The sequence below is a fragment of the Paenibacillus suaedae genome (genome assembly GCF_032337355.1).
GTDB lineage: Bacteria > Bacillota > Bacilli > Paenibacillales > Paenibacillaceae > Paenibacillus_B > Paenibacillus_B suaedae.
In genome coordinates this window covers 367,176-381,450 of record NZ_JAVYAA010000006.1, presented here as the reverse complement: position 1 = coordinate 381,450, position 14,275 = coordinate 367,176, and the positions used below count along the sequence as shown (strand labels likewise).

General features: G+C 46.3%; 20 protein-coding genes and 1 pseudogene. 19 read left to right on the top strand and 2 right to left on the bottom strand.

The genetic code is table 11. The annotated features are described in order from the left end of the window. The first annotated feature begins 28 nt into the window (after positions 1-28). The 7 genes and pseudogenes from RQP50_RS23065 (at position 29) to RQP50_RS23035 (ending at position 5,794) form a co-directional block, all read left to right on the top strand. Entirely contained in the window at positions 29-535 is a 507-nt protein-coding gene (locus RQP50_RS23065) for a GNAT family N-acetyltransferase (RefSeq protein WP_139295362.1), read from the top strand. Between the two features lie 37 nt (positions 536-572). Beyond that, positions 573-1,394, top strand: coding sequence for a GNAT family N-acetyltransferase (locus RQP50_RS23060; RefSeq protein ID WP_072729840.1), 822 nt, complete (start codon positions 573-575; stop codon positions 1,392-1,394). Between the two features lie 46 nt (positions 1,395-1,440). Further along, positions 1,441-2,121: a carboxylesterase family protein gene (locus RQP50_RS23055; RefSeq protein WP_315746865.1), complete on the top strand. Its 681-nt coding sequence runs from the start codon at positions 1,441-1,443 to the stop codon at positions 2,119-2,121. A gap of 92 nt (positions 2,122-2,213) precedes the next feature. Then, positions 2,214-2,393: a hypothetical protein gene (locus tag RQP50_RS23050; protein WP_065290549.1), complete on the top strand. Its 180-nt coding sequence runs from the start codon at positions 2,214-2,216 to the stop codon at positions 2,391-2,393. Between the two features lie 91 nt (positions 2,394-2,484). After that, complete coding sequence (locus tag RQP50_RS23045; RefSeq protein WP_315746864.1) at positions 2,485-3,963, top strand: amidase family protein; 1,479 nt, start codon at positions 2,485-2,487, stop codon at positions 3,961-3,963. Positions 3,964-4,140: 177 nt separating this feature from the next. After that, a complete protein-coding gene (locus tag RQP50_RS23040) occupies positions 4,141-4,962 on the top strand; it encodes a GNAT family N-acetyltransferase (protein ID WP_315746863.1) in 822 nt (273 codons plus the stop codon). Next, a pseudogene (locus RQP50_RS23035) lies at positions 4,947-5,794 on the top strand (aminoglycoside N(3)-acetyltransferase). The gene RQP50_RS23040 and the pseudogene RQP50_RS23035 overlap by 16 nt, the downstream one beginning before the upstream one ends. Before the next feature lie 23 nt (positions 5,795-5,817). On the opposite strand, the gene RQP50_RS23025 reads toward RQP50_RS23035, so the two are convergent. Continuing rightward, positions 5,818-6,270 carry a threonine/serine exporter family protein gene (locus RQP50_RS23025; RefSeq protein WP_072729844.1) on the bottom strand — a complete coding sequence of 151 codons (453 nt, stop codon included), beginning with the start codon at positions 6,268-6,270 and terminating at the stop codon, positions 5,818-5,820. Positions 6,271-6,293: 23 nt separating this feature from the next. Further along, positions 6,294-7,070: a threonine/serine exporter family protein gene (locus RQP50_RS23020; protein WP_072729845.1), complete on the bottom strand. Its 777-nt coding sequence runs from the start codon at positions 7,068-7,070 to the stop codon at positions 6,294-6,296. Between the two features lie 150 nt (positions 7,071-7,220). On the opposite strand from RQP50_RS23020, the gene RQP50_RS23015 reads away from it, so the two are divergent. The 12 genes from RQP50_RS23015 (at position 7,221) to RQP50_RS22965 (ending at position 14,138) form a co-directional block, all read left to right on the top strand. Beyond that, complete coding sequence (locus RQP50_RS23015) at positions 7,221-8,339, top strand: M24 family metallopeptidase (protein ID WP_175560734.1); 1,119 nt, start codon at positions 7,221-7,223, stop codon at positions 8,337-8,339. Between the two features lie 159 nt (positions 8,340-8,498). Continuing rightward, positions 8,499-8,972 (top strand): Rrf2 family transcriptional regulator, encoded by a 474-nt coding sequence (locus tag RQP50_RS23010; protein ID WP_072729846.1) that lies wholly within the window; start codon positions 8,499-8,501, stop codon positions 8,970-8,972. 182 nt (positions 8,973-9,154) lie between these two features. Further along, positions 9,155-9,793: a histidine phosphatase family protein gene (locus RQP50_RS23005; RefSeq protein ID WP_072729847.1), complete on the top strand. Its 639-nt coding sequence runs from the start codon at positions 9,155-9,157 to the stop codon at positions 9,791-9,793. 44 nt (positions 9,794-9,837) lie between these two features. Further along, positions 9,838-10,038 carry a DUF6199 family natural product biosynthesis protein gene (locus RQP50_RS29405; RefSeq protein WP_394358426.1) on the top strand — a complete coding sequence of 67 codons (201 nt, stop codon included), beginning with the start codon at positions 9,838-9,840 and terminating at the stop codon, positions 10,036-10,038. Then, complete coding sequence (locus tag RQP50_RS23000; RefSeq protein ID WP_315746860.1) at positions 10,039-10,602, top strand: DinB family protein; 564 nt, start codon at positions 10,039-10,041, stop codon at positions 10,600-10,602. A gap of 41 nt (positions 10,603-10,643) precedes the next feature. Next, complete coding sequence (locus RQP50_RS22995; protein WP_315746859.1) at positions 10,644-11,222, top strand: GNAT family N-acetyltransferase; 579 nt, start codon at positions 10,644-10,646, stop codon at positions 11,220-11,222. Between the two features lie 57 nt (positions 11,223-11,279). Further along, a complete protein-coding gene (locus tag RQP50_RS22990; protein ID WP_028531552.1) occupies positions 11,280-11,483 on the top strand; it encodes a DUF4177 domain-containing protein in 204 nt (67 codons plus the stop codon). Positions 11,484-11,688: 205 nt separating this feature from the next. After that, a complete protein-coding gene (locus tag RQP50_RS22985) occupies positions 11,689-12,039 on the top strand; it encodes a hypothetical protein (protein ID WP_028531551.1) in 351 nt (116 codons plus the stop codon). A gap of 42 nt (positions 12,040-12,081) precedes the next feature. Beyond that, positions 12,082-12,354, top strand: coding sequence for a GNAT family N-acetyltransferase (locus tag RQP50_RS22980; protein WP_315746858.1), 273 nt, complete (start codon positions 12,082-12,084; stop codon positions 12,352-12,354). Between the two features lie 44 nt (positions 12,355-12,398). Continuing rightward, on the top strand, positions 12,399-12,953 hold the full coding sequence (locus RQP50_RS22975; RefSeq protein ID WP_072729851.1) for a GNAT family N-acetyltransferase: 555 nt from the start codon (positions 12,399-12,401) through the stop codon (positions 12,951-12,953). Positions 12,954-13,114: 161 nt separating this feature from the next. Beyond that, positions 13,115-13,570, top strand: a complete 456-nt coding sequence (locus RQP50_RS22970) for an NUDIX hydrolase (RefSeq protein ID WP_072729852.1) — start codon at positions 13,115-13,117, stop codon at positions 13,568-13,570. A 34-nt stretch (positions 13,571-13,604) separates the two neighbouring features. Next, a complete protein-coding gene (locus RQP50_RS22965; protein ID WP_315746857.1) occupies positions 13,605-14,138 on the top strand; it encodes a hypothetical protein in 534 nt (177 codons plus the stop codon). Positions 14,139-14,275 lie beyond the last annotated feature (137 nt).

Sequence of the window (14,275 nt, the reverse complement as noted above, 5' to 3'; positions counted from 1 at the left end):
ATAAAACCAATAGGGAGTAGGATATGTAGTGACCATTCGTTTAGCTGAAAAGTTGGAGTTACCACACATCATGAAGCTCTTCTCACAGTGCACAGCACATATGATTGCTCAAGGAATCGATCAATGGGATGAACATTATCCCAACGTGGAAGTGGTAGAACAAAGTATAGCCAGTGGGTCAATGTATGCCTATTTTAAGGATGATTTGATTTGTGGAGTCATTACCTTGCACAGCAGTCAGCCTACCGAGTATGAGACGATTCAATGGCAGTCTGGTCAGGATGCGGAGTGTCTTGTTGTTTATCGCCTTGGGGTTGATCCGGAATTGCAGGGACTAGGGATAGCAACGAAATTAATGGGCTTTGCAGAGTGGTATGCAGGCAACCATTCTCTATCTAGCATTCGATTAGATTGCTATTCCAAAAATGAAAGGGCTTTATCATTCTATCAACATTTACACTATGAAATAAGAGGCAAGGTTATTTTCCCACATTCGGATGTTCCGTTTTATTGCTTAGAGAAAAGAATTCGTTAACACACCTATCAACTAAAACGAAAAGAGCGAGATACATATGATAGTTGAGCTTGAGCGCGATCAATTTTATACATGTACGGATCTTGTGAATTGCACCACGATGCTGGAGCCGAAGGCAATCGTTGCAGGCAACAACCCCGGCAGAATATTTGTCGATCACCCGGAATCGCCGCGATCCGCTATGGTGTGGCAGGGCAATTTAGACGGTTTTTTATTTGTTGGTGACGCTAGTAATGAGTCCTTCAATAGGGACATAAGAGTCTATATGGATGAAGTGTTACGTGAAGAAGCCTTGGAATTAGGGTTGGAGTGGGCAGAATGCATCGGCACTCATCCAAGTTGGAAGCCAGCGATTGAGCACATATTTGCCGATCGAGAGTTGTCCTCATGGACATCATATGTATACTCGCTAATGTTGCCGGATTACAAGCAAGATGCAATCCAATTGCCTGACGGTGATTATAGGGTGGTTCAAGTTACCGACGAACTGCTGCAAAATAAAAGTATTTGGAATCATTCTTTTCTCGAATCGAGGGTTCAGGACTTCTGGGAATCTACGGAGCAGTTTCTACAAGAAGGCGGTGGTTTTTGTGTGATGCACAATGAGACCGTCGCAAGCTTGTGCATGACCGGCTTCCGATACCGTCATATTCATGCGCTAGGAATTGACACGATAGAACAATATCGTGGACGCAAGCTTGCGCAGATTGCAGTTCGTGCGTATGCGGAGCATTTGTTTTCCCAAGGACAATCGATGTGCTGGGACTGTACAGCATCGAATAAGCCGTCGAGTGCAATTGCAGAGCGAATAGGGTTCCAGAGAGAAATGAGCTACAAGGGATATCAATATAAGCTGTAGTAGGGAACGTACTTTCTATTATGTAAACCAGGAGGCTGATTGATGAATGACGCAATTATCATATCAATTGCAACGTGAGATTACGAAGCAGGTACATATCAATTATCTATTATCTGTGCCTGACCAGTATGGAGAGGATCCTACGGTGAAATGGCCATTGCTGCTCTTTTTGCACGGGGCTGGAGAAAGAGGAAACGACATCGAATTAGTGAAACGGCATGGTCCGCCGAAGTTGGCTGAGAAGGGAGAGAAACTCCCTTTTGTTATCGTCTCTCCACAATGCCCGGAAGAATCATTATGGGAAATCGAACGCGATGCGATTATCGCTTTGCTGGATGACGTATGCGAAACCTATCGTATTGATGAAAGCAAGATCTATGCAACTGGTCTAAGTATGGGAGGCTATGGAACATGGAACTTGGCTGCGGATTACCCAAATAAGTTTGCAGCGATTGCGCCGATCTGTGGCGGGGGGAACCCACAAAAGGCGGCACAGCTCAAACATACAGCCATCTGGGCATTCCATGGGAAGAAAGACGATGTAATACCTGTTAAAAAATCGAACGAAATGGTGGATGCGGCGAACGCAGCAGGCGGCAATGCCAAGCTAACCATCTATCCGAATGCCAATCATGATGCATGGACGGAGACCTATCAAAATCCAGAGCTATATCAATGGCTTCTAAGCCATTCCAAGCCGGCTTCATCAAGCGAAGCGAATGAGTAATAAGTTAAGTCGTTGAACGAGCATCCATGATCTTTACCAGCTGCCTATCCGGTTTATTCCAATAGATTATCTTCATTAGGAGGAACGAAGACATGTCAAAGGAAGTAAATCTGCAAGACCTTGAACAGCGCCTAACGGAGGTAGAGAAGCAGCTTGAGAGAAATCAGAGGTTTATTCGAGGGTTCAAGTATGTAATCATTGCAGTCATCGTTATTTTCCTTGTTACATTCGGAATCGGAGTCATTCAGTTTATTGGTGCAGGCTCTGCATAGAAGAATGAATCATTTATTCACACAGTAGATCGTTAGAACAAGAATGATAGATATAGAAAATTACACGACAGAGAAGGTTGTTGAATCGAACATGGAATCATTATCTACATGGATTATCGAAGCAGATATATCAAGTATGCAGGCGGCAATGAATGCGGGAGAACTGACCGCGGAAGAGCTGGTTAACGTCTATTTGGAACGTATCCGTAAGGTTGATTCGGAGCTTCGTTCCATTTTAGAAGTAAATCCGGATGCGGTTGCAATTGCACGTGAACTTGACAAGGAACGGCAAGAACGGGTATGTCGTGGGATGCTTCATGGCATCCCCATTGTATTGAAGGATAATATCGATACACAGGACAAGCTGCACACAAGTGCAGGTTCGATCGCACTGGCGGAATGGACCGCACCAGAAGATTCTTACGTAGCAGCACGTCTGCGTGAGGCGGGCGCGATCATTCTTGGGAAGGCAAATATGACCGAATGGGCAAATTTTATGTCAAGCACAATGTGGGCGGGCTACAGTTCACGAGGTGGGCTAACGCTTAATCCATATGGGCCAGGCGAATTATTTGTTGGCGGGTCGAGCTCGGGTTCGGCTGTTGCGGTAGCGGCGAATTTAACAGCTGCTGCAATTGGAACGGAGACGTCAGGTTCGATTATTTCTCCATCCAGTCAAAATGGTATCGTGGGAATTAAGCCGACATTAGGGCTCGTCAGCCGCAGCGGAATTATTCCGATTACGATGAGTCAGGATACGGTTGGGCCGATGGGGCGAACCGTAAGAGATGCAGCCATAGTGCTGGGTGCGATAACGGGGGTCGACGAGACAGATGCATGTACGCAGACGAGTAAGTCTCGATCATATCGCGACTATACACCATTTTTAGATGAGAGCTTCATCGGGCAGGCGCGAATAGGGATTCCAAGATTTTATTATCAGGACTTGGATGAAGCGAGGCTTGCGATTATGGAGTCTGCCATCGAGGTGCTGAGAAGCAAGGGTGCAACCATCATTGATCCGGTAGAGCTGTCTTGTGAGCATGTGAAATGGGATTCCAATGTACTTCGATATGAATTCAAAAAAGCGCTGAATGACTATCTAGGTAGATTGGACATTACGATGCCCGTTCATTCTCTAAAAGACGTTATTGCGTACAACGAAGCGCATGCTGACATTGCCTTGAAATACGGTCAAAATGTGCTCCTATGGGCAGAAGAGACAAGTGGAACGCTAACGGAGCCAGAATACCATGCTAGCCTCAATCGCAATCAGGAGATGGCTCGCAAAGGCATCGACGAAGTCTTGAGTAAGCATGAATTGGATGCACTGTTCTTCCTAGGCAATGAGCATGGCGCTGATCTGGCTGCTCGAGCCGGGTATCCATCCATCACCATCCCGGCGGGATATGCCGAGTCTGGGATTATAGCACCTGGGGGCTATACGACGAAAGGGCCGCAAGGAGTTACCTTTGTCGGAAGGGCTTATGCGGAACCGACTTTGCTGAGACTGGCCTATGGTTATGAGCAGGCGACGAAGCATCGGGTTGCTCCTCAGTTAGAAAAATAATGGGGATATCCCTTCTGTAGAGGACAAGGAGCTGTATATTTATTCATCGCGAGTGATACATATTGTATCTACACCATCTATTATGAGCAAAATAGCTGGAATATTGATCCTGCTCTACAGTCTCGAAACTGTGTGAATAGTATTACGATACCTACTAGAGTTAGAGGTGGATTGGAAATGGAAAGCGGCATCGCATCCGAAGAGCTAATCAATGAGATCGAACAATCCGAAATCAATTACATGTGGGATCGCATGCTTGCGATTCAGCAGAAACCGGGCAATCCCGAGGCTGTAGAACTGGAGCGAATTGGGGAAGTTGCGTGCTACTTTAGTGCTGGAATGCCTTGGCCGTCCTTCAACACGATAAAAGGATGCAGAGGAGCGGATATAGACCGAATCGAAGATATGATGAAGTTCTTCACGGATCGTGGAGGGAAGCCGCAGTTCGAAATTGTGCCCGGGATGGTGGACGCTCCATTTCTGAAGCGGTTGTCGGAGCGCGGCATGTATCCCTCTGGTCATCATACATCTATGTATTACGGGATAGAGCCGAAGGCGTTTGAAGAAAAGTGGGTGAATGATCAGCGCATTCGCGTAGCTGAGCTGCAAGAAGACGATTTCGAAATGTATGCCACGATTCATTGCAAGGGAACTGGATTACCGGACAGCGGAATCCCGCATGTCGCGATGAATAATCGAATTTTATATCGTCGTCCGGGCTGGAAGTTCTATGTCGCTTATGTTGATCAGCAGCCTGCCGCTGCAGGGGTCATGCATATGCACAACAGTATTGCCTCCTTGACATTTGCGGCGACCTTCCCGGAATATCGTAGGCTCGGATTGCAGAGCCGGCTGTTGAAACATAGAATCGCAGAAGCAGCAAAGCATGGCTGCCGGTTGGCCGTTAGCCAGTGCGCATTTCTATCACCAAGCCATCGTAATATGGAGCGGGTAGGAATGAAGATGGGTTACGTACGAACAACATGGACGAGCAGATAGAGAGTAACTCAAATAAGGTGGGATTTGAAATGGAAGTCATGAGCGGGGAACTATTTACGGTTGACACATTAACGAAAGATTTTGAGGCTCTGGGCGTGCAGCCGGGGATGAACCTTATTCTGCACTCCTCTATGAAATCATTAGGAAGCTGGGTAGCGGGCGGCGCATCAGCTGTCATACTGGCGCTCGAAGAACAGCTAAGTGAGCAGGGAACTCTGGTCATGCCAACGCACACAGTGGATTTATCAGATCCATCGACATGGCAATGCCCTCCTGTTCCGGAATCGTGGTGGGAACCGATTCGGGAGCAAATGCCGGCATTTGATGTTGCATTTACACCGTGCATGGAAATGGGGATCATTCCAGAGCTTTTCCGTAAGCAGAGCGGGGTTGTGCGAAGCTATCACCCTCAGGTTTCCTTTGCTGCGTGGGGAGCGAACAAGGATCGGATCATTGCGAATCACAGTCTCGATTACAGTCTGGGTGAACAGTCTCCGATAGCGAAACTGTACGAGCTAAACGGTTGGGTCTTGCTGCTGGGCGTTGGGCATGGCAATAATACGTCTATCCATTTGGCTGAGTATCGTGCTGAATACGCGAGCAAGCAGATGATGGTGTTGAAGTCTCCTATGATTGTAGACGGTGTGAAATCATGGGTAGCCTATCAAGATGTGGACTTCGATACCGATGACTTTGAGAAGCTGGGGCTGACTTTGCCCGTGGTACTGGTTATGTGCGCAGCGGGAAAATAGCAAATGCAGACGCATTGCTAATGCCTGTCCGAGAGCTTGTTGATTATGCTGTTCAGTGGATGGAGAGAAATCGACGCTGAACGCACGCAGCACCTCTTTGTACCTATCGATGTTGGTAATGACGCAAGATGAATCTAGCTATAGAACGATATAGAACATTTGCAATTGCGATACCGCAAGCAATACCCGCTGCTCCGAATACAACTTGCACAATTCCGGAGCCTGAGAAGGAGTCGCTGCCGGCAATTAGTCCTCGAAGCGCCTCATAGAATGTAATGCCGGGCACGATCGGCACTATTCCAGGTACGATATATACCGTAACTGGCAAGCGGAACTTGCTGGCTGCAGCCCACGCAGCAAAAGCCAGTAAAAACGCAGACGTGAAGCTGGATAGAAAAACACCGAATCCTCGGGAAATGAGCTGGATATAAGTGATCCAGCCGATCGTGCCTATCAGTCCTCCCGCAATAACCGAACGCTTCGGCACATTGCATAGAACCCCGAACGATACAGCAGCGAGGAAGCTGAATATCATGTGAATGGCGATATCTCTCATCGTCAAGCCCCTTCTTTCTTTGTCTATTTACCGAAGAATAGATAATATGCACTTGCAATGCCGGCGCCGAGCGCGCTAGCGGTAAACAACGCTTCGATTGCCACGATCATGCCAGAAATATAATGTCTGGCCATCATATCGCGAATCGCGTTCGTGATAGCGATGCCCGGTACGAGCGGAGCAACCGCCCCCATCATGATGAGATCAAGATGCACCCCTCTATAAGTAAAAGCTATATAGCCTGCCACACCGCCAAGCAAGGCGGCACCGTATTCAGGCAGGAAGGGCGCATGCAATGCTCGTGTCAGCCATGAATGCATGAAATAGGCAACGAGACCTGCGAATATGGCTGCTGGCACATCCACGAATGATCCTCCAAATAGGAGAATGATGCTTCCACTCAAGCAGGCTGTGCATATGAACTTGTGCCACAGCTTCAGCTTGCACACATCCCTTTCAATTGCGAATAGACGATGCCGCATGTCTTGAAGACTAATGCGGCCAGCAGCAAAATCCCGAGATATCTGATTGATGCCGCATATTTTATTCAAGTCATACTGCCGCTTATCGATTCTCTGAAATTGAGAACCGCCCGAATTCAGCTTCACGAAAATGCCATTGACGGTTACGTAGGTGTAATCGCTAGTTGGACGGGAATCTCCGATGGCGTGGCGAATCATCCGCTCCATCGTATCCTCAACCCGGCTTGTTTCCGCTCCGTTCTCCAGAAGCAACTTTCCTGCAAAGAGCACTGTCTCCAAGAGGTAATCCTTATCACGCGCCAACGAGCCGATATTCATGAATGGGGAGCCACCTTTCTTTATAGACCGCTACTGAATGAAAAGAGCAGTTGCAAAACTATTTGTGGATAATTATAATCTATAATAGATAAAAAAAGTAGATGAATAAATCGAAATTTTTATTACATCATGCGGAAGGGTGGTATCAGGATGTTGAAGCAGGAGTTGGAAACGCGTATTGCCAAATTGAAAGCAAAGATGGAAGTGAAGGGCTATGATGCATATGTCGTATCGTCACAGGAGGATATTTGGTACTACACGAATATTACGTACAGTCCCGAAGAACGGCCATTTTTTATCGTCATTTCACTTGATAGCAAGCCAACCTTGGTCGTGCCTAAATTGGAAGAGGCACATGTCCAAAAAGGGATATTGGACACAGATACTGTGTCTTATTGGGATTATCCATCACCTGCCGGTGAGAATTGGTTTGAACGGCTAAGCAGTGTATTACATAAATTCCAGCACATTGGTGTAGAGGCGAACATTCTGGCTGAGCATTATATCCGCATTCAAGGGGGCCATGTAGAGCTATGTCACTTCGTCGCAGCCGACCGGCAGATCAAGAGCGATTACGAAATGGAGCGCATTCGCTTTTGTGCAAATATAGCGGATCGTACGATGCTCGACATTTTCAAGAAGGCGTCGAGAGAAACGATGGTACTGGAAATGTCCGCCCTGGCACAAATTCCGCAGGTAGAGTTGATTAAAACAAAACAATTGGATCCGCTTAACACGAACCTTTTAGCCGTCGTGTGGCCTGCTCCTGAAAGTGCCATGCCGCATGGGGTGCCGGATATATACAAAAAGGTTGGGGATGGCCCGAATGTGGCGATGACCTATTACCGAATTAATGGGTATGCCTCGGAATGCGAGCGCACCTTCTTCTTAGGAAATCCGACGAAAGAAGAAACCGAGTTGTTCCAACATATGATGAATGCCCGCAAAGCGGCGCTGAGTGTATTGAAGCCGGGCGTAAACGCGAAGGAAGTTGATTTGGCGGCGCGGAATTACTTGGCGCAATATGGACTTATCGGCAATTTGCTGCATCGGACGGGACATGGAATTGGGTTAAGCAATCATGAGGCGCCATTTGTGGCGGAAGGCAGCGATGAGGTGCTTACAGAAAATATGGTGATTTCGATTGAACCGGGGATCTATGTGGAAGGCGTTGGAGGCTTCCGGCATTCTGATACGGTTCTCATAACGAAGGATGGTTATGAATTGCTGACGCGGGCTCCGATCGAATTGGGTGAACTTATATTCTAACATTGATAATTTCGGATAGAGGAATGCGAAGCATGGGTACTTAGCAGGTATCCATGCTCTTTTTTATTTGTGTCGGATTCGAAAATACCTATAATGGAAGTAGGGACGCACATGCTAGTGCAATTATATTGCGGGAACAGCAAGTAGAAGGAGATAAGGATGCAAATTAAGAGTGGGGTAGAGCAGGCGATTTGCATTTTGGTGATGCTGGCTACTCAGCATCATGGAGATGCAGTCACGAGCGATACGATCAGCGATCGATTGGATGTGTCGCCGTCTTTTTTGAAAAAGATTATGAGAATGCTGGTCGTACAAAAATTGATTACATCGACCTCAGGGAAGAACGGTGGCTTTCAACTCGCGAAGGATGCGGACGACATTCGGCTGCTCGATGTGTTTGAGGCGATAGAGGGCACCAAGCCATTTTTAAAAACGACGGATTTGGTTCATCAGATCTTTTCGGATCAGCGTGCTGTCGCGGTCGGTGAGACAATAATGACCCAAGCCTTCACCAATGCGGAACGTCGTTATCGAGAGGAATTAAGCCATTATTCGCTGGGCGTACTGCTTAGAGAAACGTTCCAAGTAGAAGACTTGCAGCAATTCGATTGGAATGCATATCGCAGGGCATAGCGTGGTTATCGGATAATACTCGATTTTGTAACTTCTAATATCGAAATTCGTATGTATAATAATGGAACAGCATTTACTCGTGATAAGCCCGATCCAGGATCATCCGTATCTCAGATCGGGTTGTGTTGTATGTGCAGAAATGATTTCGAACGAGTAACGGCTCGCGAATAGGAGTGATAGTGATGAGCAAGAAGACGACATTATATATTGTCCGCCACGGCCAAACCGAATGGAATGTGGAGCGGCGCATGCAGGGGCATATGGACTCCCCGTTGACGGCGCTTGGGGTTAGGCAGGCACAATGGTTGGGTGAAGCGATGAAGGATACAGCGATTGATTGCATCTATGCCAGCAGCAGCGGCAGAACGGATATGACTGCACGGCTCATTCGCGGGGAGCGTGATATCCCGATTATTAGTACGGATGCGTTGAAGGAAATTCATATGGGAGACTGGGAAGGACAGCTTGCAGATGAATTGCAGCGAGCCTATCCAGATCAGTTCGAGGCATTTTGGTATGAGCCGACCGAATATAAGAGCGTGAACGGAGAGACATTCGAAGAGCTTCGTCATCGAGTGCTGCCGTATTTACAGTCCATGATTGCGGACAACGAAGGCAAGTCGATTCTGATCGTGACACATACGGTTGTCGTGAAGACGCTGATGGCTTACTTTGAGCACAGACTTCCAGATCAACTCTGGGAGCCACCACACATTCAGCCAACTAGTCTCAGTCAGATAGAGATTATTGCTGGTGAACCACAAGCTGTAATTGTTCAGCATGGAGATACAAGTCACTATCAGGCTTCTTTCCAAGAGTAAGGTCGAAATGAAGGCAAATAAGTGAAGCGGAGGACGTGCTGCTTATGACTGTTTTCCTCGTTGTTATTATTATTGCAGGAGCTGTCAGCTTCTTCTTTCCTAAGTTCGGATGGGAGATGAAGCATGGGTGGACCGTAGATGGAGGAACTGGGCCCAGTGATGACTACATCATACTTACTAAGATAAGCGGGTTTATCATCATGGCCGTAGGCCTAGTATTATTTATCTACAGGATGATTGTCTGAGTGGCTTTTGAAGCTGGCAATGGGGGCGGAGATATGGTGGATGATAGACAGTTAGATGAGTTTCTGTTGATATCCAAACATCGACTGGTTTCCCACTATCAAGTAAAGCTGTTGTCATGTCTTCAATGCATTTCACCTGAAATGCTGTGGGATCAGGAGTCAGAGGGTGAAAATTGTATTGGCAGCATTGTGCTGCATATCATCGCGCACGTCGACCGCAATACGATGCGGCTCTCGAACCCTGATCGCCGCTTCGATCAGGGCATCGAAACGCATTTTCCGAATGAGCCTATGAGCAAGCTGGAGTTGATTGCCCGGGTAACCGAATCCTTTGAGGCTTTAGGTGCGGCGATCGATCAATCTCATTCCAAGAATCATTCTATGTATGACCTCTATCATCTCGTTGAACATACAGCCTATCATTCTGGGCAAGTCATAGACCGTGTACAGCGGAGAATAGGCACGCGGTTTCAATTTGTGCAGCAAGGGCTGAATGAAAAGGCGCTGCGGCAAAGGGTCGAAAATGAACTGGAAGTTCGAAAAGCAAAGAACACGGCTACATAACTATTTTTCTTTTCCAAATATACTGAAGAGGGTGACGTAAAATGAGCAATTCACGCAAAGGGATAGCAGGAAAAAGAATATACTTACGTCCATTTACTGGTGACGACATAGATTGGTACTATGAGGCATTACTCCAACAGGAGTCTAACCGATTGACGGGTACGAAAAAGTTGTTTTCCAGAGAAGTACTGCGAAACTATTTGGATACAATTGCATCTGACCGTGAACGGGCACAGTTCGTTATCGCGCTGCAGGAGGATGAGCGGCCGATTGGAGAAATTGCGATTATGGATATGGATCCATCGAATCGGAGCGGTCATATTCGTATCGCGATATTCGCTGAAGAGGACTGCGGGCAAGGGTACGGTTCGGAAGCAATGATTCTTATGTTGGATTACGGCTTCGGTATGCTGAACCTCAATCGAATTGAATTGGTTGTATTTTCATACAATGCAAGGGCAGTCCGAGCCTACGAGAAGATTGGGTTTGTACAAGAGGGGATTCAGAGAGAAGCACTTTACTACAATCATGAATACCACGACTCTATTATGATGAGTATACTAGCGCGAGAATTTCGGGAGAGACATGGCGTTTCAGCAGGAGCGTCATCATCTGTCTGAAGTATCGTGATATAATTTACGAGAACAGTTATTTTGGCTATCTTGGGAGATGATAAGTTGGATACGAAGTGGGAATATCGTACGATCAAATATAAGACAGGAGGATTTCTGGGCGGCAAGGTCGATGAAGATGGCTTCGAGCAAATGCTGAATGAAGCCGGCTACGAAGGATGGGAGTTAGTGTCCTGCTTCGACACGAGCACCACCCATGGTCAGTCCAGAGATATCATTGCTGTATTCAAGCGCAAAGTCTATTTGTAAGGTACATATAAGGAATTTGATGAAAGTTGGCCCAGTCCTGGATTCTCATAAAACCGCGACTGGGCTTAGGGGTATCTCGCAACTATATTCTCATCGTACAGAACAATGCGCCTGCCTTGCATCTCTATCAGAAGCTTCAGTACAAAGAGGCATATCGCTATTGGTACCGTTTGCGTGGAACGCACTGATTGCAAGGGGGAGCTCTATGAAATGGTTAGCTAAACGAGAGTTCAACATTCCTCATACTGGCATCAATAAGATTGAGAAGGTTCAGATCGGTGGAATCGAACAATACATATTGGTTCAATCGATAAGAGAAGGTCTTCCTATCCTGCTTATGCTTCATGGTGGTCCTGGTCTGCCGTTGCCAGGTGTATCTTGTCGTGGCAGACATGATGTTCATGTGCATGGGCAGTTTGTAGAAACGTTTTGCGCGAAGTTGGAGGCTCCTGCTGGCAAACGGTTGATCTGGATGGATAAATCCGCTCATATGTTCCATCTTGATGATGCTCGTCGTATTGAACAGGAACTGATCGAAATCGCAATAAGGGCGTAGGTTCGTTATTGTATCCTAATGAAGCATTAAGGGGAGGCAGAGATGATACTAGAAACAGAGCGGCTGCAATTGCGGCAGATGAACCAGGCAGATTATCCAGATTTATGCGAGATTCTGCAGGATGAAGAGGTCATGTATGCCTATGATCGCAAGTTTGAGGATGCTGATGTACAAGCATGGTTGGATCGGCAGAACGCGCACTATCAAGAGTATGGCTTTGGATTATGGGATCTAGGGATGGCTGTTATAAAAGAATTCGTCAAGCCATATCAGATCGGAGATATGCTTCATTATCTGTATGCCGTGAAGAAATAGCGATCTTTATCATAATAAATCTCAGTTGAAGATGAGGTGTTTGGTTGAACAAGTTCTCTAACCGTATACAGTCTGAACGGCTTGTGATTAGACCGCTTGAGGGAGAAGACTACTTCGCATGGCTAGCTGGATATGAAAATAGGCTGCCTGCACAGCACAAATATGATGAAGGCACCGTTGAGATGAGCAGATACACCGAAGAATGGTTTCAACTCGAGATAGACAATCATCAAAAATTGGCTGTCGAAGATAAACTATATTTTTTCGGCATCTTTCGAAAAGAAGACAACGCCCATGTAGGGGCCATCGATTTTTCTACGCTATTGCGGGATGATTTTCAATGGGCCAGATTAGGTTATATGATTCATAATCAATATTGGAGAAGGGGTTATGGAAATGAGGCTGTAGCTGCAGCAATTACTTTTGCGTTTGAAAAACTTAATTATCATCGCATTGAGGCGCATATTAACCTTGATAATACTCCTTCAATCAAATGTGCAGAAGGGGTTGGAATGAAGTTTGAGTGTATTCGAAAAGGATTTATATATGAAAATGACGCGTGGACAGATCATCTCATCTACTACATAAATGCAAAGTAGACCAGAATAGCCAGCTTATCTTAACGAAGGAAGCATGGCTTTTTTTTGTATGTACATCGGTTCCTGTTTTTAGGATAATGATTATGCCTAATTTTGGGATTAATATTCATATTCAGCATTCTGCCTAACAACAAAGCGTTCATTAAGGAGATATGAAAGACATGGGATATATATCGGAATTGCGGAAAGTTGTAGGTACGAAGCCATTGCTTTTAGTAGGTGCCTGTGTACTCGTATTTAATGAAGCAGGCCACTTATTGCTTCAAAAGCGGGCGGATACTCTGGATTGGGGAACGATAGGCGGCGCAATGGAATTAGGGGAATCGATGGAGGAAGCGGCGCATCGCGAGCTTTATGAGGAAACGGGACTTCGTGCAGGAGGAATGAAATTTGTTACACTGTTGTCTGGATCGGATATGTACTTCCAATACCCGCACGGTGATGAAGTCTATAATGTAATGGCTGTGTATGAAGCTTTGGATGTAACGGGAACACCTGTCGTGAATGATCATGAGGGTTTGGAAGTGAAGTATTTCGCTCTTGATGAACCGATTCCAGAGTTGAATCCATTCAATGAGAAGTATTTGCGCAAGGCGGGATATATTCAGAAGTGGTAATTGAAGATGACAATCGGAAGCAAGGAGGTTGAGCATGATGCGTCATTCTAAAGTAGCATGGGGGATAGCGCTTATCTTGCTTATTACAAACTTGATCACGATAGGATGCCTTATGACAGAGAAAAAGAAAGAAAATGGGACAGTTGTGCAGCCTGCGTTGGATGTGTTCGAGTTAAGAGGGCAGTCAGAGCACTGGAAGCTTCGTCATTATCAGGTGATGCGAACATCGAATTCGATACGAAGAGGATCTGCATCATTGACTTACTTGGGTGACACCAAGGATATTAAGGATTCCTCATCGTTTTATATTGAATATTACGAAAAGCATGGGGAACGCGAAGAGGGAGTTCTTACGAGTGGAATGGTAGCTACGAACGGCAGTGTGCAACTATTATCGGAATTGGATCACTTGGGCTCCACTCAAAGCGAGCCTACGGAGTTCGAGCGGGCCATGACGAAGGATGACTTCGCTGGCAGTTATGTCAAATTGCGTTGGTCAGATAGTTATGGTGAGTTGCATGTTGAAATAATTGAGTTGGAAGTGAACAATCATACCACATTCTCATAAGTGAGTGATAGTTGTTGTTTACAATGAGCGGGTGTACGAGTCGGGAGGTGTCGGTGTGAAGGCTGTTATCTTCGATTTGGATGGTACGTTATTGGATCGAGAGAGCTCATTGCTATCTTTTCTTGAGGATCAATTGC